This is a genomic window from Citrobacter sp. Cpo037 (assembly GCF_030332945.1).
Lineage (GTDB): Bacteria > Pseudomonadota > Gammaproteobacteria > Enterobacterales > Enterobacteriaceae > Citrobacter > Citrobacter portucalensis.
In genome coordinates this window covers 307,220-330,529 of the sequence record NZ_JAOWGW010000040.1, presented here as the reverse complement: position 1 = coordinate 330,529, position 23,310 = coordinate 307,220, and the positions used below count along the sequence as shown (strand labels likewise).

The window sequence follows — 23,310 nt, the reverse complement described above, 5'->3', positions numbered from 1 at the left end:
TTGATGGCTCATGATGTCCCTCTGGGATGCGCTCCGGATGAATATGATGATCTCATATCAGGAACTTGTTCGCACCTTCCATAACTTCAATGATTTAATATGCGTTAATGTTAGCTCAACCTATTTTTTGAATTATAATCGACATCCATACCAGTACACTTCACCCTATGCCCTTCTTCAACGGCGTCACGTTATAATCCTCACCTCTTTCTAAGGAAACCAGCAAGTTAGCCCATAAATCTAAGGCTTGTTTCCTCTCGTCGAAATACTGATAGCGGTTGTAAATCCCCTCAACGCCTTTAATTCTGTGATTCAGGCAGCGTTCTGCAACAACTGGATCAACTCCCAATGCGGCCAGATGAGATCGCGCTGTGCGTCGGAAATCATGAATGGTGAAGTTAGGAACGCCGGGCATGTTGGCTTTTATTTTTGCTAACGCTACTGGCAATGTGCTTTCCTGAATGTGGGGGATCATCCGGTGCTGCATCTTCCTGGCCGGAAGCACCCACTGACTATTGCAGGACATCCGGTGCAGTTCTTTCAGCCATTCAAGCGCCGGTGCTGGAATGGGGATATCGATCGCATCGCCATTCTTAACCCGCTCTGCGGGTAAGTGCCAGACGGCTTCATCAAGATCAAACTCTTCCCAACGAGCACCACAAAGCTCCATCTTGCGGCAGCAAAAGACTAACAGGAGTTTCATTGTCAGTTCATTTTGACGTGAGAATCCCTTTGTCATAGGCATGGCCTGAAAGAACTGGATGAGTTCTTCACGGCTTAGCCAGCGTTCCCGGCTTTGCTCCTGACCGCCCGCATCAGCAATTTCAAATGCGCCTGTAGGATTAGTTTCCAGCATATGCCGTTTTATGCCGTAATCGAATATACGGCGAGTCCACCTCAACACATCGTTAGCGACTGTCGGCGCACCACGCTGGACGATTTTTTGCAGCATGTCGTCGATATGCCAGGCTTTAACGTCTTCGATTCTGAGATGCCCAATATTGGGGTTGATGTCCTTGTCTATGCGACGGCGCAGAATGTCCGGGTGTTTCCACCGGTTGAGGATCTGGCGCTCAAAGTATTCAGCGGCCAGCTCTGAAACACGCAGCGCGTGCTTTTCTTCCTCCATTTTCTTTAACGCATCAGCCTTGCGTTCTTGCTTCTCTCCCGATACGTCGTAGCCCAGCGCAACACGGGCTGACATCTCTTTAGCCGTTTCGCGTGCTCTAGCGAGCGACAGTTCAGAATACGTGCCTATGACCATTGCCCGCTGTTTGCCCGCAAAGCGATAGCGAAAACGCCAGAAGGGTATCGAGTAATTCTCAGGGAAGCATAAATACAGCCCGCCTCCGTCAGAGCGACCAGCAAAATGCTCACCCGCTTTTATCCATGCTCTGATTTGTATGTCTGTCAGTTTCGCCATGCTTACCTTGTCTCATTGCTGTGTACATAAACGGCGTGTCATAAATGCCTGTATGTACACGTCTATGTACACACGAAACACGCGCTGTAGTGATACAATATGAGACTATATAAAACAAAAAGGCCATGATTTACAATGGCCTTTTTGTCCTGATGCGACTTAGTGAGACTCTATGAGATCGCGTGAAACACTACTCGATATTTTGGATCTGCTCGCGCATTTGCTCGATCAGTACCTTCAGTTCAATCGCGGAATTCGTCACTTCGGCATTGATAGACTTGGATGCCAGAGTGTTCGACTCACGGTTGAATTCCTGCATCATGAAGTCCAGACGACGGCCAACGGCCTCTTTTTTCTTCAGAATGTTGTAGGTTTCTTTGACGTGGGCTTCCAGACGATCTAATTCTTCTGCCACATCGATACGCTGCGCCATCAGCACCAGTTCTTGCTCAAGGCGGTTATTCTCCAACTGCACCTGGGCGTCTTCCAGTTTGGCAACCAGACGCTCGCGCTGCCATTGCAGGATTTCCGGCATATGAGCACGCACTTTTGTGACTTCAGCACTGACGCCTTCCAGACGCTGCTCGATCAGCGCTTTCAGCGCCTGACCTTCGGTTTCACGCGCAACGATGAAGTCATCCAGCGTACCATCAAGCGCGGCGAGGATTTCGGCGGCAATGGCGTCCAGATCCTGCTCCTGGGCAGCCATTACGCCTGGCCAGCGCAGGATATCAACCGGGTTGATTTCACCTTCATCGCTCTGCATTTTGACCCAGTTAGCAGCGCTAACGAGCTGTTTAGCGAGTTTTTCATTCAGAATCAGCTCGCCTTGCGCGCTGGCATCAGGCTCAAAACGCAGCGTACATTCGACTTTACCGCGCGTCAGACGCGTGCGAATACGTTCGCGAACAACGGGTTCGAGACTACGGAACTGCTCCGGCAGGCGAAAATAAGTTTCCAGATAACGCTGGTTTACCGAGCGCATTTCCCAGGTGGCGCTACCCCATTCACCCTTGATTTCACGCCGGGCGTAGGCGGTCATGCTGCGGATCATAGACGTTCCTGTTTTTAAAGATGAGATGGGAGGATTATAGCCATCAGCGTCTTGTCAGGATAGGAATAACAGTCGGAAGTCCGTATAATGCGCAGCCACATTCGTTTCAAGCCGGAGATTTTATCATGCGTCCAGCAGGTCGTAGTGCCAATCAGGTGCGTCCCGTCACCCTGACCCGTAATTATACAAAACACGCTGAAGGCTCCGTGCTGGTCGAATTTGGTGATACCAAAGTGCTGTGTACCGCCTCTATTGATGAAGGCGTACCGCGTTTTCTGAAAGGTCAGGGCCAGGGCTGGATCACCGCAGAATATGGCATGCTGCCACGCGCCACCCACACCCGTAATGCCCGTGAAGCGGCGAAAGGTAAGCAGGGCGGTCGTACCATGGAAATCCAGCGTCTGATCGCCCGCGCGCTGCGCGCAGCCGTTGACCTGAAAACGCTCGGTGAATTCACAATTACGCTGGACTGCGATGTTATTCAGGCCGATGGCGGTACGCGCACCGCATCAATTACCGGCGCATGCGTTGCGTTGGCTGATGCGCTGAACAAGCTGGTGGCGAGCGGTAAGCTGAAAACTAACCCGATGAAAGGGATGGTCGCTGCGGTTTCCGTGGGCATTGTGAATGGTGAAGCACTCTGTGATCTTGAGTACGTTGAAGACTCTGCTGCTGAAACCGACATGAACGTAGTGATGACTGAAGACGGTCGTATTATAGAGGTTCAGGGCACGGCGGAAGGCGAGCCGTTCAGTCATGAAGAACTTCTCACCCTACTGGCATTGGCCCGAGGGGGAATCGAATCCATTGTAGCGACGCAGAAGGCGGCGTTAGAAAATTGATTTTAAAGGCGACTGATGAGTCGCCTTTTTTTTGTCTGTAATAAAGTGAGATGAGGAGCGAATCCATGAAACCGTATCAGCGCCAGTTTATTGAGTTTGCGCTTAGCAAGCAGGTACTAAAGTTTGGCGAATTTACGCTGAAATCCGGGCGCAAAAGCCCCTATTTCTTCAACGCCGGGCTGTTTAATACCGGGCGCGACCTGGCACTGTTAGGCCGTTTTTATGCCGAAGCGCTGGTGGATTCCGATATTGAGTTCGATTTGCTGTTTGGCCCTGCGTACAAAGGTATTCCGATTGCTACCACAACGGCCGTTGCGCTGGCGGAACACCACGATAAAGATTTGCCATACTGCTTTAACCGTAAAGAGGCGAAAACCCATGGTGAAGGCGGTAATCTGGTCGGTAGCGCACTAGAGGGGCGCGTGATGCTGGTGGATGATGTTATCACCGCAGGTACGGCGATTCGTGAGTCGATGGAAATTATCCAGGCGAATGGCGCCACTCTGGCGGGGGTACTGATTTCTCTCGATCGTCAGGAACGCGGTCGCGGCGAGATTTCCGCGATTCAGGAAGTGGAACGTGATTATGGCTGCAAGGTGATTTCTATCATTACCCTGAAAGATCTGATTGCGTATCTGGAAGAGAAACCAGAGATGGCGGAACATCTGGTGGCAGTACGGGCCTATCGTGAAGCGTACGGCGTTTAATAACTGCCGGATGGCGCTGCGCTTATCCGGCCTACGTAACCCCGTAGGCCGGACAAGACGAAATCGCTACTGCAATTGAGCGGCAACCAACGGCCAGCGGGTGTCAAAATCATCCGTTGGGCGGTATTTAAATTCACTACGTACAAACCGGGAAAGCATACCTTCGCAGAAAGCCAGTAACTGGCTGGCCAGTAACGTTTCATCCACGGTGTAGCCTTCACCTTCACGCATTCTTTTTTCTCGCAGAACCTGGCGTAACTGCGCTTCAATGCGCTCAAAAAGTTGGTTAATGCGACCTTGCAGACGGTCTTGCTCGAACATCAACGCGTGTCCGGTCAGAATTCGTGTCAGGCCAGGATTACGCTCACCAAACCCTAAAATCAGCAGAACGATCAGGCGCAGACGCGCGTTGGTGTCCTTTTCATCTTTCAAAATCAGATTGATACGCGTAATCAAACTATCTTCGATAAACTCAATCAGGCTATCGAACATACGGGTCTTGCTGGGGAAATGGCGATACAATGCTGCTTCGGATACGCCAACTGAGGCTGCCAGCTTTGCTGTGGTGATGCGTTGGCTACCATCGCTGGACTCAAGCATCAGTGCCAGAGACTGAAGTATTTCTTCGCGACGATTCCTTTTCGCAGTTTGCTTTTCTACCATGTTACAAAATACCCCTGAAAATAAGCTCTTGCCAGGCAGGCATCCACACAGCGACCGCAAACTGATGTTTGCGGTGTGTTATTGCGTTATTACGCTATGGGATACTTTTCTGCGGGTTACTTGCGCCCGGAATGGCCGAAGCCACCTTCGCCACGATCGGTGGCTTCAAACTCTTCCACCAGATTAAATTCAGCCTGCACGACCGGTACAAATACCATTTGCGCGATACGTTCGCCCGGCTCAATAGTGAAGCTGTCCTGACCACGGTTCCAGACGGACACCATCAGTTGGCCCTGGTAGTCGGAATCAATCAAACCAACCAGATTGCCCAGCACGATACCGTGCTTATGGCCCAGCCCGGAGCGCGGGAGCATTACCGCTGCCAGAGAAGGATCGGCAATGTGGATAGCTAACCCGGTTGGCACCAGCGTTGTTGCGCCCGGCGCCAGCTCTACGGCGTCATCAAGACAAGCACGCAGGTCAAGTCCGGCAGAACCAGAAGTGGCGTACGTCGGGAGCGGAAATTGTTGCCCTACGCGCGGGTCCAGAATCTTAACGTCGATTTTTTTCATCATAACGGGTCACGATCTCGTCGAGTAATAATTGGCCCAGGAGTTCTTTACGCTCAAGCGGTAAGACTTTGTCTCCATCCTGCCAAAAAAGGTGTAATGCGTTGCTATCGCTGTTAAATCCTTGAGTTGACAGCGAAACGTCGTTCGCACAGATCACATCAAGGTTTTTGCGGATGCGTTTTTGCCGGGCATATTCTTCCACATTATTTGTTTCGGCGGCAAACCCAACGACAAAAGGACGGTTAACATCCAGTGCGGCAACACCGGCGATAATGTCCGGGTTTTTGACCATTTTTACTGTTAATTCATCACCCTGCGTCGCTTGTTTTTTTATTTTTTCGTGGGCGACAGTTTCAGCGCGATAATCAGCGACTGCAGCGCAACCGATAAAAATATGCTGTTGTTGCACCGCAGATTGCACAGCGGCTTCCATTTCCAGCGCGGTCATCACATCAACCCGCTGAACAAATGGTGGTGTGGATAACGAAACCGGACCCGATACCAGTGTGACGTTTGCCCCGCGCTTTGCGGCAGCGGCCGCGATCGCAAACCCCATCTTCCCGGAACTGTGGTTGGAAATATAACGCACGGGATCAAGCGGTTCACGCGTCGGACCCGCCGTAATCATGATGTTGAGATGTTGCAGATCGTTGACAGGTGAAAAATGTTCTGCCGCCATATCCACAATCGTTAACGGATCCAGCATGCGCCCAGGGCCGATATCACCACATGCCTGACTACCGCTGTCAGGACCCCAAATGAGTAAACCGCGTGAGGCAAGAATACCCAGATTGTGCTGGGTCGCGGCAGCGCGGTACATCTGCTGGTTCATGGCTGGCAGTACAGCAACAGGAGCAGGCGTTGCCAGACAAATCGTTGACACCAGGTCGTTGGCCATACCTGCGGCGACACGAGCAATCAGGTCTGCTGTAGCGGGTGCCAGGATGACCAAATCGGCCCATTTCCCCAGCTCAATGTGGCCCATCGCGGCTTCGGCTGCGGGGTCAAGCAGGCTGTCGGAAACGGGATAACCTGAAACCGCCTGTAAACTCAGGGGAGTAATAAATGCTTTTGCCGCTTCGGTCATCGCCACGCGGACATCAGCGCCGCGTTCCCGTAAACGACGCACCAGCTCAGGGGTCTTGTACGCAGCAATACCGCCACTGACGCCAAGTACGATTTTTTTACCGGCCAGGCTCATCATGATCTTTCCTGTTGGGTTTCACCAGAAGGCGGATATTTTATCACAATCCGCAATTTGTCGTGCTTTTGACCGTACTCCACTTTGCGAGGCGCTACGAAGAAGTGAAAACAGCACGTCGATTCACCGTCGGTGTTATGCCACTATGCGGACGCGAGAGGAGGGAGAAGCATGGAAAATACAGGAAGTATGATGCCCCGGGAAAAGCTGTTGGCGCAGGGGGCCAGTTCTCTGACCGATGTTGAGCTTTTGGCTCTTTTTTTACGTACCGGCATGCAGGGTAAAGATGTGCTTACGCTGGCGAAAGAGATGCTTCAGCATTTTGAGTCGCTGTATGGCCTGTTGTCTGCTGATTACATGGATTTTAGCTATGTTCAGGGAATCGGTATCGCGAAGTACGCACAGTTGAAGGGGATTGCGGAGCTGGCAAGACGCTACTACAAAGTGCGAGTGATAGAGGAGCGTGCTCTACTTAGTCCGGAAATGGCGCGAGAATTTCTGCAAAGCCAGCTTTCGCAAGAGGAACGCGAGATCTTTCTGGTGATCTTTATGGATTCTCAACATCGCGTGATTAAACACAGCAAACTTTTTTCCGGTACGCTTAGCCATGTCGAGGTACATCCGAGAGAAATTGTCCGGGAAGCGATAAAAATGAATGCTTCTGCGGTGATCCTTGCGCATAATCACCCTTCGGGGTGTGCAGAGCCGAGTAAAGCAGATAAACTCATCACCGAGCGTGTTGTGAAATGCTGTCAGTTCATGGATATCCGGGTGCTTGATCATCTGGTCATTGGGCGCGGAGAGTACGTTTCTTTTGCGGAACGCGGTTGGATTTAACGCACTTTACGCGATCCATCGGGATCTTTGTCTGTTCGGGACTTGAGCACATCGCTGACTCAGCGTATACTACGCCACCTTTGAGAATCTCGGGTTTGGCATTTGGGCCTGGCAATCGAGAGTTCGCAAATACGCAAAATCATTCTTGTTGCGTCCAATGACGAGGCAACATTGAAAGATTAAGTGTATTGAACTGCGATAACCGGGCTGAGAAGCCTGACGAGGCGCCAATACCCCATACGAAGCTCGAGCTAATTTGATTTTTGGAGAATAGACATGTCCCGAGTCTGCCAAGTTACTGGCAAGCGTCCGGTGACCGGTAACAACCGTTCCCACGCACTGAACGCGACTAAACGCCGTTTCCTGCCTAACCTGCACTCTCACCGTTTTTGGGTTGAGAGCGAGAAGCGTTTTGTCACCCTGCGTGTATCTGCTAAAGGTATGCGTGTTATTGATAAGAAAGGCATCGAAACAGTTCTGTCTGAACTGCGTGCCCGTGGCGAAAAGTACTAAGTACTAAGAGGAAATAAATCATGGCTAAAGGTATTCGTGAGAAAATCAAGCTGGTTTCTTCTGCTGGTACTGGTCACTTCTATACCACTACGAAGAACAAACGTACTAAGCCGGAAAAACTGGAACTGAAAAAGTTCGATCCAGTTGTTCGTCAGCACGTTTTATACAAAGAAGCGAAAATCAAATAATTTTCGTTTTGATGTAAAGAAAAACCCTGCCTCGGCGGGGTTTTTTGTTTTCTGGCCGTCCCCATATTAATGAGACCTGACATACCGCCGGAGATACTATGCCTGAATTACCTGAAGTCGAAACCAGCCGCCGTGGTATTGAGCCGCATCTGGTGGGAGCAACGATTATGCACGCGACGGTGCGTAACGGTCGTTTGCGTTGGCCAGTATCTGAGGAAATCTATCGTCTGAGTGATCAACCTGTCCTCAGCGTACAGCGGCGCGCGAAATACCTGCTGCTAGAACTGGCGGATGGCTGGATAATCATTCATCTGGGGATGTCGGGTAGCTTGCGTATCCTTCCTGAAGAGCTTCCGGCAGACAAGCACGACCACGTTGACTTAGTGATGAGCAACGGCAAAGTTCTGCGTTATACCGATCCCCGTCGCTTTGGCGCCTGGCTGTGGACTAAAGAACTGGATGGACATAATGTCCTCGCCCATCTTGGCCCTGAGCCGCTGAGCGACGATTTCAACGCCAATTATCTACAGCAGAAATGTGCAAAGAAGAAAACGGCGATTAAACCCTGGTTGATGGATAACAAGCTGGTGGTGGGTGTGGGTAATATCTACGCCAGCGAGTCGCTATTTGCGGCTGGGATTCATCCTGACCGTCTTGCGTCATCGCTGTCGAAAGATGAGTGTGAATTGCTGGTACGCGTTATCAAGGCGGTGTTGCTGCGTTCTATCGAGCAGGGCGGGACGACGCTGAAAGACTTTCTGCAAAGTGACGGTAAGCCTGGCTATTTTGCCCAGGAGCTGCAGGTCTATGGGAGAGAAGGTGAACCGTGTCGTGCATGCGGCGCACCGATTGTTGCGACAAAACACGCCCAGCGTACAACGTTCTATTGCCGTCGCTGTCAGAAATAGTGTCATTGCTGGCCGGATGCTGCATCCGGCCAGGTGCATTACTTCAGTTTACTCATTAACGCCTGATGGACGTTTTCCGGCAAAAAGTGTGTCACGTCACCCTGGTGGCGGGCAACTTCTTTCACCAGTGACGATGAGATAAAAGACCACTCTTTAGATGGCATCAGAAAAACGCTTTCCAGTTGCGGCATAAGATGGCGGTTCATATGGGCCAGCTGCATTTCATATTCAAAATCGGCTACCGCGCGCAGGCCACGGATCAGAATGTTCGCCTGATTATCACGGGCAAAGTTTGCCATCAGATCGCTGAATCCCAGCACTTCCACATTGCCAAGATGCGCCGTTGCCTGTTGTGCCAGCTCAACGCGCTCTTCCAGAGTAAACATCGGCTTTTTACTGGGGCTTGCGGCAATCGCCAGAATTACGTGATCAAACATGCTTGTAGCACGCGTCACGATATCAAGGTGGCCGTTAGTAATAGGATCAAAGGTTCCTGGATAAATCGCCCGTTTTTGCATGACTTGCCTCAATGCGTTTTGGGTGGCAGGTAAGGTTCCAGCAGTTGCAGCAGACGCTGTAGCGCGCCCTGATTTTGATACAGAACTTCAACTGCGTGACGGCCATAAAAATTACGATAATCTGCATCGGTCAGTAAGGAAGAGACCTCTTTCACCAGCGTAGTTGCGTCGGTGACGGTGATCAATCCGCTTGCCTGTTCGAGACGGGCGCAAATATCTTTAAAATTAAACGTATGTGGTCCCATCAACACCGGAATAGCATGCGCTGCCGCTTCCAGCGGGTTGTGTCCACCACGTTCAACCAGTGAACCGCCGACAAAAGCAAGGTCGGCAATGCCATACAGCAACATCAGCTCACCCATGGTATCGCCGATCACAACCTGAGTGCCTGATGATGGAACTTCACCCGAAGAACGAGTGGTATAGCTTAGTCCAGCCTGGCGTACAAGGTTAATGGCATCCGGGAACCGTTCTGGATGTCTGGGAACCAGAATCAATAAAAGATTCGGGAACTGATTTAATAACGCCTGATGAGCGGCAATGATGATGCTTTCTTCACCGTCGTGGGTGCTGGTTGCAATCCATACCGGGCGGTGAGGCGCCCATTGACGACGTAATGTCACCGCTTTTGCGGCCAGTTGCGGTGTGACGGATATATCAAACTTCAGGCTGCCAGTAACGGTGACTTGATTGCTTCTGGCGCCAAGCGTAATAAAACGTGCGCCATCTTCTTCGTTTTGTGCGGCAATCAACGTAATTCGACGCAGTAGTCTGCCAACAAATTTACCTAATTTCGCATAACCAGCGGCTGAACGAGCAGAAAGCCGTGCGTTGGCAATGACCAGAGGAATGTGGCGCTTATGGAGTGCCGCGATCAGATTTGGCCACAGCTCGGTTTCCATAATTAACACCAGTTTGGGGTCAACTTTATTCAGAAAACGGTTCAGGGCATCCGGTAAATCGTAAGGCAGATAAATATGCTGAACGTCAGTGCCAAAAGCAGATTGTACCCGCTCGGAACCGGTTGGCGTCATGGTGGTGACCGTGATCGGCAAGTCGGGATAACGGTGGCGCAGAGCGCGGACTAATGGGATTGCAGCCAGCGTTTCGCCCACAGAGACCGAATGAAGCATGATGCCGCCGGGTTTTAGCGGGCGGCGATAAAAGCCGTAGCGTTCGCCCCAGCGTTTACGGTAGGCCGGAGCCTTACGTCCGCGCACCCAAAGCCGTATCCAGATCAAAGGCTGAATAAGGTAGAGCAATGTGGTGTAAAGCAACTCAAGCATGGGCGTTAGCTGGCTAATGGATGTGCTGTGGATTCTATGTATTTACCCGGTGCTTTGCTATTACTTTTGCCATTCAGGGACCAATTAGACGCTAAAGTGGTCAATCTGACGTGTGATAGACCATTAAGTTACATTCTGGCGTAACTCTTTGAAATTAAAGTCAGGGGCTAGAGAGGATAACAAAATTGGTTTTAAAGTTGACATTAATCTGCGCTAATGAATTGATTGGAAAGACGAAAAGAAAAATGTGCTTAACTTTTATTCGTATCGGATTGCCACTAAAGAAGTGGTACACTAGCGCGCAAAATTTTAGTGCGATATCAGTAATCAGGCAACTGTTGAGCTTGGGGCGGTAGCGTGCTTTTTTTTGCTTAACGGTATCGGACACTCTCAACAAAAGAGCCGCTTGTGGAAAAGTTATTCAGAAATATCCTGGTCATTAAAATGCGTTTTCATGGCGATATGCTGCTGACAACCCCCGTCATCAGTACATTAAAACGTAACTATCCTGATGCCAAAATCGATGTGCTCCTTTACGAAGACACAAAGCCGATTTTATCTGAAAATCCGGAGATTAATGCGCTATATGGAATCAGTAAGAAAAACGCCACGACAAAAAAGAAAATCGCTAATTTCATTTCATTAATAAAAAAATTACGCCAAAACCAATATGATTTAGTAATCAACTTGACCGATCAGTGGCTGGTTGCACTATTGGTCCGCTTTTTGTCCGCTGATACAAAACTTTCTCCTGATTTCCCGCACCGTCAGAAGCCTTTCTGGCAGAAGAGCTTTACGCATCTTGTGCCGATTACTGGCGACCATATCGTCGAGCGTAACCTGTCGATTCTGAATCCACTTGGGCTTAAAACACTCAAGCACGAACTGTCCATGCACTACGCTCCTTCCCATTGGAAAAATATCCATGAACAGCTAAAACAGCTCAGCGTGGGTGAGCGCTATGTGGTTATTCAGCCAACCGCACGTCAGATCTTTAAATGTTGGGATAACGAGAAATTTTGTGAGGTTATTGATGCCTTACAGGAACAAGGTTATCCGGTTGTGCTGACCTCTGGACCTGGGAAGGAAGACCAGGAATGTATCCATGATATTGCTGAGGGATGCAAATTATCTCCCGTCACCGCGCTTGCGGGTAAAACGACGTTTCCTGAATTGGCTGCTCTCATTGATCATGCGGCGTTGTTTATCGGTGTTGACTCCGCGCCTATGCATATTTCCGCAGCGGTGAAGACCCCTATCATTTGTTTGTTTGGCGCGACGGATCATATCGCATGGCGGCCATGGGCGGAAAATGTCACGTTGCTATGGGCTGGAAACTATCAGCCAGTACCGCCAAGAGAGCAGCTGGACCGCAGTTATAAATATCCGTCAGTTATCCCTGCGGAGGATGTTATTAACGCCGCCTGGCAAGTGCTCAATGGCGACGCGCCAGAAATTGAGGTGAATGCACAATGATTGTTGCCCTCTGTCTGTACAAATATTTTCCCTATGGTGGGCTACAGCGTGACTTTATGCGTATCGCTAAAACGATCGCGGCGCGCGGGCATCATGTCCGAGTCTATACACGAGCCTGGCAAGGGGAGCGCCCGGCGGAATTTGAGTGCGTTGATGTCCCGGTTACCGCACATTCCAACCATGGAAGAGATAAACAGTATCAGACGTGGGTTCAGCAGCATTTAACTCAGTACCCGGCAGACCGTGTCCTGGGTTTTAATAAAATGCCGGGGCTGGATTATTACTACGCAGCGGATGTGTGTTATGCGGCGAAGGTAGCGAAAGAAAAGGGGTTCTTGTATCGCTTAACGGCGCGATACCGTCACTACGCTGCCTTTGAGCAAGCTGTGTTTAAACCAGGGATGAAGACAAAGTTGCTGATGCTGACTACAAAACAAATCCTTGATTTTAAAATGTATTACCATACGGAAGACGAGCGCTTTCAGCTTCTTCCGCCCGGCATCTATCCCGATAGAAAATACAGTAGCCAGGCCCCCGGTAGCCGTGAACGCTACCGTGAAGCCATCGGCATCACTCCGGATCACTTCTTATTGTTGCAGGTTGGTTCTGATTTTTCACGAAAAGGAGTCGGCCGCTCAATTGCCGCTGTCGCCGCACTGCCTGAGGCTATCCGTCGTCAAACCCAGCTCTTTGTTGTTGGTCAGGATAAACCTCGCGCATTCGCTGCACAGGCAGAAAGAATGGGTGTGAAAGAGAACGTCCATTTCTTTGCTGGGCGTGATGATGTTGCACATCTGATGGCGGCTGCGGACGTGTTATTACATCCGGCGAAGCAGGAAGCTGCGGGAATTGTACTGGTTGAAGCTATCGCAGCGGGGTTGCCTGTGCTCGTGACGGAGGTCTGCGGGTACGCACCTCACGTAGCGGCGGCAGGATGCGGTGTTGTATTGAGTGAACCTTTTGAGCAACATGCGCTTGATGACGATTTGCATAAGGTCCTGGCGGATAGTTCTCTTCGTGAAAAGTGGGCAAAAAATGCGCGGCATTATGCGGATACGCAGGATCTTTATAGTTTGCCAGAACATGTAGCGGATATTATTACAGGTGAATTGCATGGTTGAGTTAAATGAACCCTTTGCCACATTGTGGAAGGGAAAAGACCCATTCATCGAGGTTAGAAAGCTTCAGGGTGAGGTCTTTCGGGAACTAGAAACCCGTCGCACACTTCGTTTTAGCGTTGCTGATAAGAGCTATTTTTTGAAGTGGCACCGAGGTACCACTTATAAAGAAGTCATTAAAAATCTACTGTCACTTCGTATGCCGGTACTGGGTGCCGACCGTGAGTGGAATGCCATACACCGTTTAGCCTCCTTAGGCGTTGATACGATGCATGGCGTTGCATTTGGCGAAACGGGTTGGAATCCGGTAAAGAAAACCTCTTTTATCATTACCGAAGATTTAACGCCAACTATTAGCCTGGAAGATTATTGTGCGAATTGGTGTGTTGAACCCCCGCATCCGCACGTAAAAAGAATGCTGATTCAACGCGTAGCCGATATGGTTCGCGCGATGCATCTTGGCGGTGTTAACCATCGTGATTGTTATATTTGCCATTTCTTACTTCATCTTCCATTTGATGATAAAAATGAAGATAGTCTAAAAATTTCGGTGATCGATCTGCATCGGGCACAAATTAGAAATAAAGTGCCATTACGTTGGCGTAATAAGGATCTTACTGGACTTTATTTTTCATCCGATAATATTGGATTGACGACTCGAGATTATTATAGATTTTTAAAGGTATATTTCAACCGTAACCTGAAAGATATTATTAAGAATGAGGGTGTGTTCATTGAACAGGTTGAAGGAAAAGCCAGAGCCATTCGCGAAAGAACAATTCGCAAATCATTGTGATTTTAACTGTAAAAATATGTTGTAAATGGAATTTGTATTTCATGGAATGAATTCATACTATGTCTCTTCTTGCATTTTTTATTTATAAATATGTGTCGGGTTTTGTTTCAATAGGGTTTATATGAATTCAAATACACAAATGCAAGCCTCGTGTAAAGGTATTGCAGTTTATTTGTTGTTAATTTCATTTTGTGTTCTATGTTTTGTTTGGCCTATACAGAATTCTATCTTGCCAGCCAATAGGAACTTCTCCATATATTTAAGTGCAGCTCTAACTTTATACTTTTGCGTTTGTAGAAAATATGTATCTATTGAGCTTAGTCAACTTGCGAAATATGCTGTCGCTTTAATTCTTATTTTTCTCGTGTTTACACTGGTCAATGGGTTATTTGTTGCAATTGATGTGGGGAAAATGTTGCGCGGTTGGCAGGGACAATACCTGCGTGCGGGGCTATTATTCTTCGTTGGACTCTTTTTGTATCCAATCTGTAAGTATCATTTTAAATATATAACGGCCAATAAGGTATTGTCTTTAGTTGTTCTGTGTTCGCTAGGGGTGATATTTATTCACCTGCTGCAGAATATCTATTTTTATATCAAGACGGGAACGATACTCTGGGGTGAGACGTGGATTGTACCAACTCGCACCGAGATGAGCTTTCAGATAAACATGGTTACGGGAATTTTACTGGCAGAACTTGCCTGTCGACTGTTCCTGGGTCGTAAGTATCTAATTTTCAGCAACAAATTGATGGCTGCCTTTATTTTGCTGTGCTTCATCTGTTCAGCATTAGCGAAGACCCGCTGGGGCACTATTGGTCTGATTGGCAGTACGATTTCTATCTGCGTATTTATTGCCTTAAAAGCGATTAGCCGAAAGAACTTGCTGAAGCTCTGTCTGGCTGCACTGGTCGTTACGATAGTAGTAGGCATTATAGGCTACACTTCCTGGCATCAGGACTCCCGCTGGAAAAGCCTAAGCATGGATATGGTTGCTGGCTGGGATCTGGGTATGCACAGTCGTTGCTATAACGGTTTTGATGGCCCGTTGATGCAGGACAGCACTGGCCGCATAATGGATGACTCGAATAGTTGCCGGGCATCGTTTTTCCGTCAGGGGAACGAACTGATCGCTGAATATCCGTTTGGTGCGGGTCCGCGAAAAGATGCATTCTTAGTGCTTCTGCAGGAAAAATATCACGACCCTATTATTCAGCAATCTAACAGCCATTACGGGTTGATTGATGTCGCGCTTCAGAACGGTGTCCTTGGGCTTATCAACTGGGTGGCATTCGTCATGTTGATGATCCTTATTGGCTGGCGTGCATTCTCTCGTGATTTAATAATTCCGGGTCTGTACTTGTCTCTTTTCACGGTGAGCTTCTTGTTCCGTAGTGGTGTAGATAACATGATGCGTGATCACTACCTTGAGCAAAACCTTGCGTTATCAGGTTTAATGCTGGGTCTGATCTTTACGAGTAATAAAATATCACGGGCTAAAAAATGAAAGTTTTAATTATTCGTAGAGATAACATTGGCGACTTGATACTGACAACGCCGCTGATCTCGACTATTGCAAAAGACATGAATTGTAAAGTTGATTTGTTGGTTAACACCTACAATCAATCGATTATCGAAAATAATCCTCATGTAGGTAAAGTTTTCTTATACAGCAAGCTGCACCACCGTTCTAAAGGCACATCTAGCCTTAAGGTATTGTTTCAGCGCCTGAAGACGATTATCGATCTGCGTCGTGCTAAATATGATGTCGCGATTATTGCCAAAGAGCATTGGGATAAACGACCTTTACAGTGGGCAAAATTAGCGGGTGCTAAAAGAATTATCGCTATTGGTAATGACTGCCCGGACATTGTCACCGATGCTATTCCTGAAACTCAGGAGCAGCTTCATCTGGTCAATTTATTGAATAGATTAACGGGACCGCTAGGCTGTACTTCTAAACCAGGTCCGCTGGAGCTGTATGTCACACCACAAGAACTGGCTGATATAAAAGCAAAGATAGAATTTCCACAGGACAATTTACCTGTTTATGGGTTGCAGATAAGTTCCCGAAGAGAAGAACAACAATGGCAAAAAGAAAAGTTTGTTGAGCTTGCTCATAAACTTGCAGCCATACAGGCGTGCCATATTATGTTATTCTGGTCTCCAGGAAAATCAGATAATAAATTACATCCCGGTGATGATGATAAGGCTGATTTTATCAGCGCGCAATGTGCCGATCTGCCGATTATTCCAGTAAGAACGAATAGCGTTCGTGAGCTGATGGCCGGTATGTCACTATGCGATCAGATTGTGACCAGCGACGGCGGTGCCTTGCATATTGCTGCTGGGGTGCGTAAACCAGTGGTGGCGCTGTTCGGCAACAAGGCTGCATGGCTATGGACGCCATGGGGTGTGCCGTACGAAATGCTGCAAGGAAAAGATTATGATGCTCGCAATATTAGCGTCGATGATGTATTTACGCGGTTTGTAAGTCTGCAGGAGCAAGTGCGTAAAAATACGGCAATGGATGAAGCATAAGTTTACTTATTGCTATAGATAAGTTGATATATTGATCTCTATCTGGCGATAGATTAAATAGGTTTTATTTAATGATTAGAGCATTGAGAAAAAAAATTCAGCTATTACTGGTTAATCTTTTTTTAATGATATACACCCGTAAGAAAGATTTTTCTTTTAGTCAGCAAGAATTTGAAAATCAGGATAAAAATCAGCTGAAGAATATCCTGATTTATTCTTCAACGGCGCTGGGTGATTTCATGATGAACTCTCCAGCAATTCATGCGCTCCGCCAGACATATCCTTCTGCGACAATCACCCTGATTTGCCACAAAAAGATGTATGACTTCCTCAAAGGGGGGAGTGACTGGGACGATCTTATCTCATGGGATAATAAACTCACTACCCTCCCGGCATTGGTTAAAGAGATCAAGAAACGTGGAACGCCAGACCTGACGGTAATTCTTCACTCACATACACCTTATGATTTCCTTAGCGCCATTATTGCTGGCACAAAGTATGTCTTTGTGGATAACGATAAGCAGGACATCCCACTCGTAAGTAAATGGGCAACCAACAGAATCAGTAAATTCGTTGGGCATACTATTCAGCGAAAGCTGGAGCTTATCATGCCGTTGCTGAATGAAAAGCCAGACAACAGTATGCACCTGCCGTTTCCTGTCGAACGTACGGTGAGCGAGGAAGATTCAAAGCTGCGTTGGATTGGTTTTCAAATGGGAGCATCATCCTTTAAGAAATGCTGGCCTGTTGAGCGATTTGTCACTTTCGCAAACCAACTTTTTGCTCATGATGATGTGCGTGTCGTCCTGATTGGTGCGCCGAATGAAGTGCCTCTGCAGGACGAATTTTTGCAAAAGCTGGATAGCCGCTTTCATGACCGCGTGAAGCCACTTATCGGTAAAACGACGCTTAAAGGGCTTATTCAGGAAGTGAAGAATATGGACCTGCTGGTAACATCTGATACAGGACCTATGCACCTTGCCGTGGCAATGCGGGTACCGACGGTGAGTATGTATGTGATCACCTCACCTTATCTTTATGGCCCCTATCAGGACCCTCAATTGCACAAGGTGGTTTACAAAGCCTATACGACGCTGGATGAAATTAAGTATCGTTCAGCGCTAGAGAAGGTGAGTTGCGAAGAGATCATGGCGCATGTAAAACCATTCCTGTAGTAAGCTTACCGATGCTCTGCATGTTCTGATAAGCGTGCAGAGCCCCCGTCCCGAGTCGGGGGGTTATACGTCGGACGGTAGGTGTGTTAGTACTTGCTGAGCGGTGAGTAACGATAGTTTTCCTTCCGGAGCAATGCACGTTAACTGATTCTTACCGTAGCCACCAATGAGCCCTGGGTCGGTGGGACCATACAGCGTAACGTTTGGGCGATTGAGCGCGGCGGTCAGATGACTAAGGCCAGTATCAACCGAAACTACAAATTCAGCACCGGCGAGGATACGCGCAATTTCCTCAAGACTCATCCTTGGCAATACATCGACATTATCAAATCCTTTCGCAATTCTTCTTGCTCTTTCCTCTTCATGCGCTGCTCCCCATGGAAGTTTAATGCGAATCCCTGTCTTCGGTATCAGCGTAATAAGGTCCCGCCAGTGTGCTTCTGTCCAATGCTTATCATCTCGCGTGGTCGCATGTAAAAATACAGCGTAGGGCTGCGAATTGGACGTTTGCTGTTTTACAAAATGCTGCGCAATCGCGTAATCACCCTGCGACTGCGGTTTAACATATCCCAAGCTTTTGGCGAACAATTCACGCGTACGTTCTACCGCGTGCTGCTGTTTGGCTATGTGATGTTTGCGATTATAAAACAGACTTGCCAGCGGTTCGCGGGCTGTGCTCCAGTCCATACCATGCTTGATGCCACGTGCCAGACGTGTCACCAACGCCGCGCTTTTAACCAAACCCTGAGCATCGATTATCGCGTCATACTGCTGTAAACGCACCGCATCACGAAACGCTTTACGCTCGGCTTTAATCGGCGCTGAAAACCAGGCTTTACGCCAGCGACGGATCGCCACTGGAATAACCCGGTCAACGGCTGAATGCCAGGAGGGGATTTGAGCGAACCCTTCTTCCACCACCCAATCAAATTGAATACCCGGAATAGCCTGCTGAGCATCGGTTAATGCGGGCAACGTATGCAGTACATCGCCCATAGACGACGTTTTAACGATCAGAATCCGCATCCGTCAGGCTTCCTCTTGTAACAACAGGTCGTTGAGTTCTTCCAGTACGCGCTGGGGTGTAATGTCAATCAGGCTCTGATGATAGCCTTCTGCCGCATCGCCCTTACGCACTTTGTGATAACCCGTAATCAGGCGAATGACACGCGCCTTGTGGGAAAGCGGAGGCGTAAAATCCGGGCTGCTTGGACCATACAATGCGACCAGTGGACGGTTCAGCGCTGCGGCCACGTGCATTAATCCAGAGTCGTTGGTGACCACCGCTTTGCAGGCTGCGAGAAGGATGACAGCCTGCTCCAGCTGTGTTTCGCCCGCCAGATTACGGCACCATGCCTGCTGTTCAACGCTCAGCGTCGCCAGGATCTCATTGCCGGCTTCATGGTCTTTTGCTGAGCCAAACAGCACAATCTGATGGCCTTCATCGATCAGCTGCTTTGCCAGTTCTGCATAGTGGTAATGTGGCCAGCGTTTCGCTGGGCCAAATTCCGCACCTGGGCAAAAACCGATGATGGGGCGTTCAGCTGAAAGGGAGAACTGGCTACAGGTTAGCGATTTTTCACCCTCGCTGACCTGCAACTGTGGCCATAGCAGAGGCTGCGGCAAATCTTTGGCCGTCAGCATCACGCCTTTATCATAAGCCAGAGCCACATAGCGCTCGACCATCAGTGGCCATGCTTCTTTATCCAGTACGCGCGCATCGTTTAGCAGACCGTAGCGCATCTCGCCACGCCAACCTGTACGATGGGGAATACCCGCAAAGAACGGCACCAGAGCGGATTTAAACGAGTTAGGCAGCACATAAGCGCGGTCATAGCGCTTCTCACGCAGACTGTGGCCGAGTTTACGGCGCTCGCCGATCTCCAGCGCGCCGTGCCCCAACGGCATGGCGATAGCTTCGTTGACTTCTGGCATGCGCGACAATAACGGACGGCACCATGCAGGTGCCATCACGTCGATTATCGCCTGGGGATAGCGCGCCTTGAGCGTGCGATAGAGACTTTGCGACATCATCATGTCGCCCACCCAAGACGGGCCAACCACCAAAATTTTCATACTTACGCGTCGCGGTTCAGCCAGGCCATATATTCCGTGACGCCTTCGGCGACGGTTTTAAACGGCTTGTTATAGCCCGCTGCGCGCAGGTTCGTCAGATCTGCCTGGGTAAATGCCTGGTAGCGGCCTTTCAGTTTTTCCGGGAATGGAATGTACTCAATGCTGCCTTTTTTGTGGTACGCCAGCGTAGCATCGGCAACGGCCTGGAAAGATTCCGCACGACCTGTACCGAGGTTAAAGATGCCGGAAACCCCGTTTTCCAGGAACCACAGGTTTACCGCAGCTACGTCGCCTACGTAAACGAAATCACGTTTGAAGTTTTCACTGCCTTCGAACAGTTTTGGTGTTTCGCCATTGTTAAGCTGGGTGTTGAGGTGGAAAGCAACGCTTGCCATGCTGCCTTTGTGGCCTTCACGCGGTCCGTAGACGTTGAAATAGCGGAAGCCAACAATCTGAGAATTGGCTTCTGGCAGGATCTGACGCACGTACTCGTCGAACAGGAATTTTGAGTAGCCGTAGACGTTCAGCGGTTTCTCATATTCACGAGACTCGATGAAATCAGAAGTGCGACCGCCGTAGGTGGCGGCAGAGGATGCGTACAGGAACGGGATTTCACGTTCCAGGCAGTAGTGCAGTAGCTCTTTGGAGTATTGATAGTTGTTATCCATCATATACTTGCCGTCCCACTCGGTGGTTGAAGAGCATGCGCCTTCGTGGAAAATCGCTTCGATATCGCCGAAATCTTCCCCGGCCATAATCTGGATCAGGAAGTCTTCCTTGTCCATGTAGTCAGCAATATTCAGATCCACCAGGTTAACAAACTTGGTGCCGTCTTTCAGGTTGTCCACCACCAGAATGTCGGTGATACCTTTATCATTCAGAGACTTAACGATGTTGCTGCCGATAAAGCCCGCGCCGCCGGTAACGATGATCATAAATGTAACCTTTGAATTATGGAGTCAGAGACAATCTCAGACACGAATACTTCTATCATATCACTACATGGCTTAGGCTTCAGCCATTCACCGATAAGCCGTGCGGGTACACGTGATTTATGCTTCATTTTGAAGAAGTGATGATGCGTCATCTCGTATCAACGTATAGCTTTGGGTAATATGTGCTGAAATTTGCCCAGTCTGGAGAATTGAAATGCGTGGGGATTTTTACAAACAGTTAACGAACGATCTCGAAACCGCACGTGCGGAAGGATTGTTTAAAGAAGAACGCATTATTACATCTGCCCAGCAGGCGGATATTACCGTGGCGGATGGAAGCCACGTTATTAACTTTTGTGCGAACAACTATCTGGGGTTGGCTAACCATCCGGAACTGATTGCAGCGGCAAAAGCGGGTATGGATTTTCACGGATTTGGTATGGCTTCGGTTCGCTTTATTTGCGGTACCCAGGACAGCCATAAGCAACTGGAGCAAAAACTGGCGGCATTCCTCGGAATGGAAGATGCCATCCTTTACTCTTCCTGCTTCGACGCCAACGGCGGTCTGTTTGAAACGCTGCTGGGCGCAGAAGACGCAATTATTTCCGATGCCCTGAACCACGCTTCTATCATTGATGGCGTGCGTCTGTGTAAAGCAAAACGTTTCCGTTACGCCAACAACGATATGGTGGAACTGGAAGCTCGCCTGAAAGAAGCGCGTGAAGCAGGCGCTCGCCATATCCTGATCGCCACTGATGGCGTGTTCTCTATGGATGGTGTGATCGCTAATCTGAAAGGCGTTTGCGATCTGGCGGATAAATACGACGCGCTGGTCATGGTTGATGATTCCCATGCCGTCGGTTTTGTCGGCGAAAATGGTCGTGGCTCCCATGAATACTGTGACGTGATGGGTCGCGTGGACATCATCACCGGTACGCTGGGTAAAGCACTCGGCGGCGCATCCGGTGGTTACACCGCAGCGCGCAAAGAAGTTGTTGAGTGGCTGCGTCAGCGTTCCCGTCCTTATTTGTTCTCCAACTCACTGGCACCGGCGATTGTTGCGGCTTCCATTAAAGTGCTGGAAATGGTTGAAGCTGGCAGCGACCTGCGCGATCGTCTGTGGGCGAATGCACGTCAGTTCCGTGAGCAAATGTCTGCCGCAGGCTTTACGTTAGCCGGTGCGGATCACGCGATCATCCCGGTCATGCTGGGTGATGCAGTAGTGGCGCAGGCGTTCGCCCGCGAGCTGCAAAAAGAGGGGATTTACGTTACCGGATTCTTCTATCCGGTGGTTCCAAAAGGCCAGGCGCGTATCCGTACCCAGATGTCTGCGGCGCATACCCCTGAGCAGATTACGCGTGCTGTTGAGGCGTTCACACGCATTGGTAAACAACTGGGCGTTATTGCCTGAGGATGTGAAATGAAAGCGTTATCCAAACTGAAAGCGGAAGAGGGCATTTGGATGACCGACGTTCCTGAACCGGAAGTCGGTCATAACGATTTGCTGATTAAAATCCGTAAAACAGCCATCTGCGGGACTGACGTTCACATTTATAACTGGGATGAATGGTCGCAAAAAACCATCCCGGTACCGATGGTCGTTGGGCATGAATATGTCGGCGAAGTTGTTGGCATCGGTCAGGAAGTTAAAGGCTTTAAAATCGGCGATCGCGTTTCAGGCGAAGGTCATATCACCTGCGGGCATTGCCGTAACTGCCGCGGTGGACGTACTCACCTGTGCCGCAATACGACCGGTGTCGGTGTAAACCGCCCTGGCTGCTTTGCGGAGTACCTGGTGATCCCGGCATTTAACGCATTTAAAATCCCGGACAATATCTCCGACGACTTGGCGTCTATCTTCGATCCGTTCGGTAATGCAGTGCACACGGCGCTGTCGTTCGATCTGGTTGGGGAAGATGTGCTGGTTTCCGGTGCGGGTCCAATCGGTATTATGGCGGCGGCGGTCGCGAAGCATGTTGGCGCACGCCACGTGGTGATCACCGACGTTAATGAGTATCGCCTTGAGCTGGCACGCAAAATGGGTATCACACGCGCGGTCAACGTGTCGAAAGAGAATCTGACCGACGTGATGGCTGAACTGGGTATGACCGAAGGGTTTGATGTGGGCCTGGAGATGTCCGGGGCGCCGCCAGCGTTTCGCGCCATGCTGGACACCATGAACCACGGTGGCCGTATTGCTATGCTGGGTATTCCGCCATCTGATATGTCCATCGACTGGACCAAAGTTATCTTTAAGGGGCTGTTTATTAAAGGTATCTACGGTCGTGAGATGTTTGAAACCTGGTACAAAATGGCTGCACTGATCCAGTCTGGACTGGATTTGTCGCCGATCATCACCCATCGATTCTCCATCGATGAATTCCAGCAGGGCTTTGACGCGATGCGTTCAGGCCAGTCAGGGAAAGTGATCCTGAGCTGGGATTAGTATTAAGCCGGTAAGAATGAATAGCCAGATATGAT

Annotated in this window: 24 protein-coding genes; 14 read left to right on the top strand and 10 right to left on the bottom strand. The window is 49.4% G+C overall.

Going from position 1 to position 23,310, the window contains the following annotated elements; genetic code table 11:
• Positions 1-160: 160 nt before the first annotated feature.
• The gene (locus tag OGX94_RS05135) at positions 161-1,423 is read right to left on the bottom strand and encodes a tyrosine-type recombinase/integrase (RefSeq protein WP_048275722.1); all 1,263 of its coding nucleotides are present in this window, start codon (positions 1,421-1,423) and stop codon (positions 161-163) included.
• Between the two features lie 190 nt (positions 1,424-1,613).
• Complete coding sequence (locus OGX94_RS05130) at positions 1,614-2,477, bottom strand: YicC/YloC family endoribonuclease (RefSeq protein WP_003024052.1); 864 nt, start codon at positions 2,475-2,477, stop codon at positions 1,614-1,616.
• A 125-nt stretch (positions 2,478-2,602) separates the two neighbouring features.
• Between OGX94_RS05130 and rph the strand changes: the two genes are divergently transcribed.
• Both rph and pyrE read left to right on the top strand, forming a co-directional pair.
• On the top strand, positions 2,603-3,319 hold the full coding sequence (gene rph / locus OGX94_RS05125; RefSeq protein WP_003024054.1) for a ribonuclease PH: 717 nt from the start codon (positions 2,603-2,605) through the stop codon (positions 3,317-3,319).
• A gap of 65 nt (positions 3,320-3,384) precedes the next feature.
• The gene (gene pyrE / locus OGX94_RS05120; protein ID WP_164562363.1) at positions 3,385-4,026 is read left to right on the top strand and encodes an orotate phosphoribosyltransferase; all 642 of its coding nucleotides are present in this window, start codon (positions 3,385-3,387) and stop codon (positions 4,024-4,026) included.
• A gap of 66 nt (positions 4,027-4,092) precedes the next feature.
• On the opposite strand, the gene slmA is transcribed toward pyrE, so the two are convergent.
• From slmA to coaBC, 3 genes are all read right to left on the bottom strand, one after another.
• A complete protein-coding gene (gene slmA / locus OGX94_RS05115; RefSeq protein WP_003827257.1) occupies positions 4,093-4,689 on the bottom strand; it encodes a nucleoid occlusion factor SlmA in 597 nt (198 codons plus the stop codon).
• 116 nt (positions 4,690-4,805) lie between these two features.
• Positions 4,806-5,264: a dUTP diphosphatase gene (dut, locus tag OGX94_RS05110; RefSeq protein WP_003827259.1), complete on the bottom strand. Its 459-nt coding sequence runs from the start codon at positions 5,262-5,264 to the stop codon at positions 4,806-4,808.
• Positions 5,242-6,462, bottom strand: coding sequence for a bifunctional phosphopantothenoylcysteine decarboxylase/phosphopantothenate--cysteine ligase CoaBC (gene coaBC / locus OGX94_RS05105; protein ID WP_122973903.1), 1,221 nt, complete (start codon positions 6,460-6,462; stop codon positions 5,242-5,244). Before coaBC ends, dut begins: the two co-directional genes overlap by 23 nt.
• A 171-nt stretch (positions 6,463-6,633) precedes the next feature.
• Between coaBC and radC the strand changes: the two genes are divergently transcribed.
• The 4 genes from radC to mutM all read left to right on the top strand — a co-directional run bounded on the left by radC (position 6,634) and on the right by mutM (position 8,908).
• Positions 6,634-7,299 (top strand): RadC family protein, encoded by a 666-nt coding sequence (gene radC / locus OGX94_RS05100; protein ID WP_063941160.1) that lies wholly within the window; start codon positions 6,634-6,636, stop codon positions 7,297-7,299.
• 276 nt (positions 7,300-7,575) lie between these two features.
• Positions 7,576-7,812 carry a 50S ribosomal protein L28 gene (gene rpmB, locus OGX94_RS05095; RefSeq protein WP_003024071.1) on the top strand — a complete coding sequence of 79 codons (237 nt, stop codon included), beginning with the start codon at positions 7,576-7,578 and terminating at the stop codon, positions 7,810-7,812.
• A 20-nt stretch (positions 7,813-7,832) separates the two neighbouring features.
• Positions 7,833-8,000, top strand: a complete 168-nt coding sequence (rpmG, locus tag OGX94_RS05090) for a 50S ribosomal protein L33 (protein ID WP_003024094.1) — start codon at positions 7,833-7,835, stop codon at positions 7,998-8,000.
• A gap of 98 nt (positions 8,001-8,098) precedes the next feature.
• Positions 8,099-8,908, top strand: a complete 810-nt coding sequence (gene mutM, locus OGX94_RS05085; RefSeq protein WP_003827288.1) for a bifunctional DNA-formamidopyrimidine glycosylase/DNA-(apurinic or apyrimidinic site) lyase — start codon at positions 8,099-8,101, stop codon at positions 8,906-8,908.
• A 38-nt stretch (positions 8,909-8,946) separates the two neighbouring features.
• Here the strand turns inward: mutM and coaD are convergent, their stop codons facing one another.
• Positions 8,947-9,426: a pantetheine-phosphate adenylyltransferase gene (coaD, locus tag OGX94_RS05080; protein ID WP_003024099.1), complete on the bottom strand. Its 480-nt coding sequence runs from the start codon at positions 9,424-9,426 to the stop codon at positions 8,947-8,949.
• An 8-nt stretch (positions 9,427-9,434) separates the two neighbouring features.
• On the bottom strand, positions 9,435-10,712 hold the full coding sequence (waaA, locus tag OGX94_RS05075) for a lipid IV(A) 3-deoxy-D-manno-octulosonic acid transferase (protein WP_003827291.1): 1,278 nt from the start codon (positions 10,710-10,712) through the stop codon (positions 9,435-9,437).
• Between the two features lie 408 nt (positions 10,713-11,120).
• Between waaA and rfaQ the strand changes: the two genes are divergently transcribed.
• The 6 genes from rfaQ to OGX94_RS05045 all read left to right on the top strand — a co-directional run bounded on the left by rfaQ (position 11,121) and on the right by OGX94_RS05045 (position 17,818).
• On the top strand, positions 11,121-12,188 hold the full coding sequence (gene rfaQ / locus OGX94_RS05070) for a lipopolysaccharide core heptosyltransferase RfaQ (protein ID WP_074170599.1): 1,068 nt from the start codon (positions 11,121-11,123) through the stop codon (positions 12,186-12,188).
• The gene (locus tag OGX94_RS05065) at positions 12,185-13,309 is read left to right on the top strand and encodes a glycosyltransferase family 4 protein (protein ID WP_003827294.1); all 1,125 of its coding nucleotides are present in this window, start codon (positions 12,185-12,187) and stop codon (positions 13,307-13,309) included. Before rfaQ ends, OGX94_RS05065 begins: the two co-directional genes overlap by 4 nt.
• Complete coding sequence (rfaP, locus tag OGX94_RS05060) at positions 13,302-14,102, top strand: lipopolysaccharide core heptose(I) kinase RfaP (RefSeq protein ID WP_257662176.1); 801 nt, start codon at positions 13,302-13,304, stop codon at positions 14,100-14,102. Before OGX94_RS05065 ends, rfaP begins: the two co-directional genes overlap by 8 nt.
• A gap of 121 nt (positions 14,103-14,223) precedes the next feature.
• Positions 14,224-15,609 carry an O-antigen ligase family protein gene (locus OGX94_RS05055; RefSeq protein ID WP_257662177.1) on the top strand — a complete coding sequence of 462 codons (1,386 nt, stop codon included), beginning with the start codon at positions 14,224-14,226 and terminating at the stop codon, positions 15,607-15,609.
• A complete protein-coding gene (locus OGX94_RS05050) occupies positions 15,606-16,643 on the top strand; it encodes a glycosyltransferase family 9 protein (RefSeq protein ID WP_003827303.1) in 1,038 nt (345 codons plus the stop codon). The genes OGX94_RS05055 and OGX94_RS05050 overlap by 4 nt, the downstream gene beginning before the upstream one ends.
• A gap of 71 nt (positions 16,644-16,714) precedes the next feature.
• Positions 16,715-17,818, top strand: coding sequence for a glycosyltransferase family 9 protein (locus OGX94_RS05045; protein ID WP_003827305.1), 1,104 nt, complete (start codon positions 16,715-16,717; stop codon positions 17,816-17,818).
• 63 nt (positions 17,819-17,881) lie between these two features.
• On the opposite strand, the gene rfaC is transcribed toward OGX94_RS05045, so the two are convergent.
• The 3 genes from rfaC to rfaD are packed head-to-tail and all read right to left on the bottom strand — an operon-like array spanning position 17,882 to position 20,829.
• The gene (rfaC, locus tag OGX94_RS05040; RefSeq protein ID WP_257662178.1) at positions 17,882-18,844 is read right to left on the bottom strand and encodes a lipopolysaccharide heptosyltransferase RfaC; all 963 of its coding nucleotides are present in this window, start codon (positions 18,842-18,844) and stop codon (positions 17,882-17,884) included.
• Between the two features lie 3 nt (positions 18,845-18,847).
• Complete coding sequence (rfaF, locus tag OGX94_RS05035; protein WP_257662179.1) at positions 18,848-19,894, bottom strand: ADP-heptose--LPS heptosyltransferase RfaF; 1,047 nt, start codon at positions 19,892-19,894, stop codon at positions 18,848-18,850.
• Positions 19,895-19,896: 2 nt separating this feature from the next.
• Positions 19,897-20,829: an ADP-glyceromanno-heptose 6-epimerase gene (rfaD, locus tag OGX94_RS05030; RefSeq protein WP_197385429.1), complete on the bottom strand. Its 933-nt coding sequence runs from the start codon at positions 20,827-20,829 to the stop codon at positions 19,897-19,899.
• Between the two features lie 214 nt (positions 20,830-21,043).
• Here rfaD and kbl point away from each other — a divergent pair, with 214 nt between their 5' ends.
• The gene (gene kbl, locus OGX94_RS05025) at positions 21,044-22,240 is read left to right on the top strand and encodes a glycine C-acetyltransferase (protein WP_257662180.1); all 1,197 of its coding nucleotides are present in this window, start codon (positions 21,044-21,046) and stop codon (positions 22,238-22,240) included.
• Positions 22,241-22,249: 9 nt separating this feature from the next.
• Complete coding sequence (gene tdh / locus OGX94_RS05020) at positions 22,250-23,275, top strand: L-threonine 3-dehydrogenase (protein ID WP_003024132.1); 1,026 nt, start codon at positions 22,250-22,252, stop codon at positions 23,273-23,275.
• The last annotated feature ends 35 nt before the right edge of the window (positions 23,276-23,310 follow it).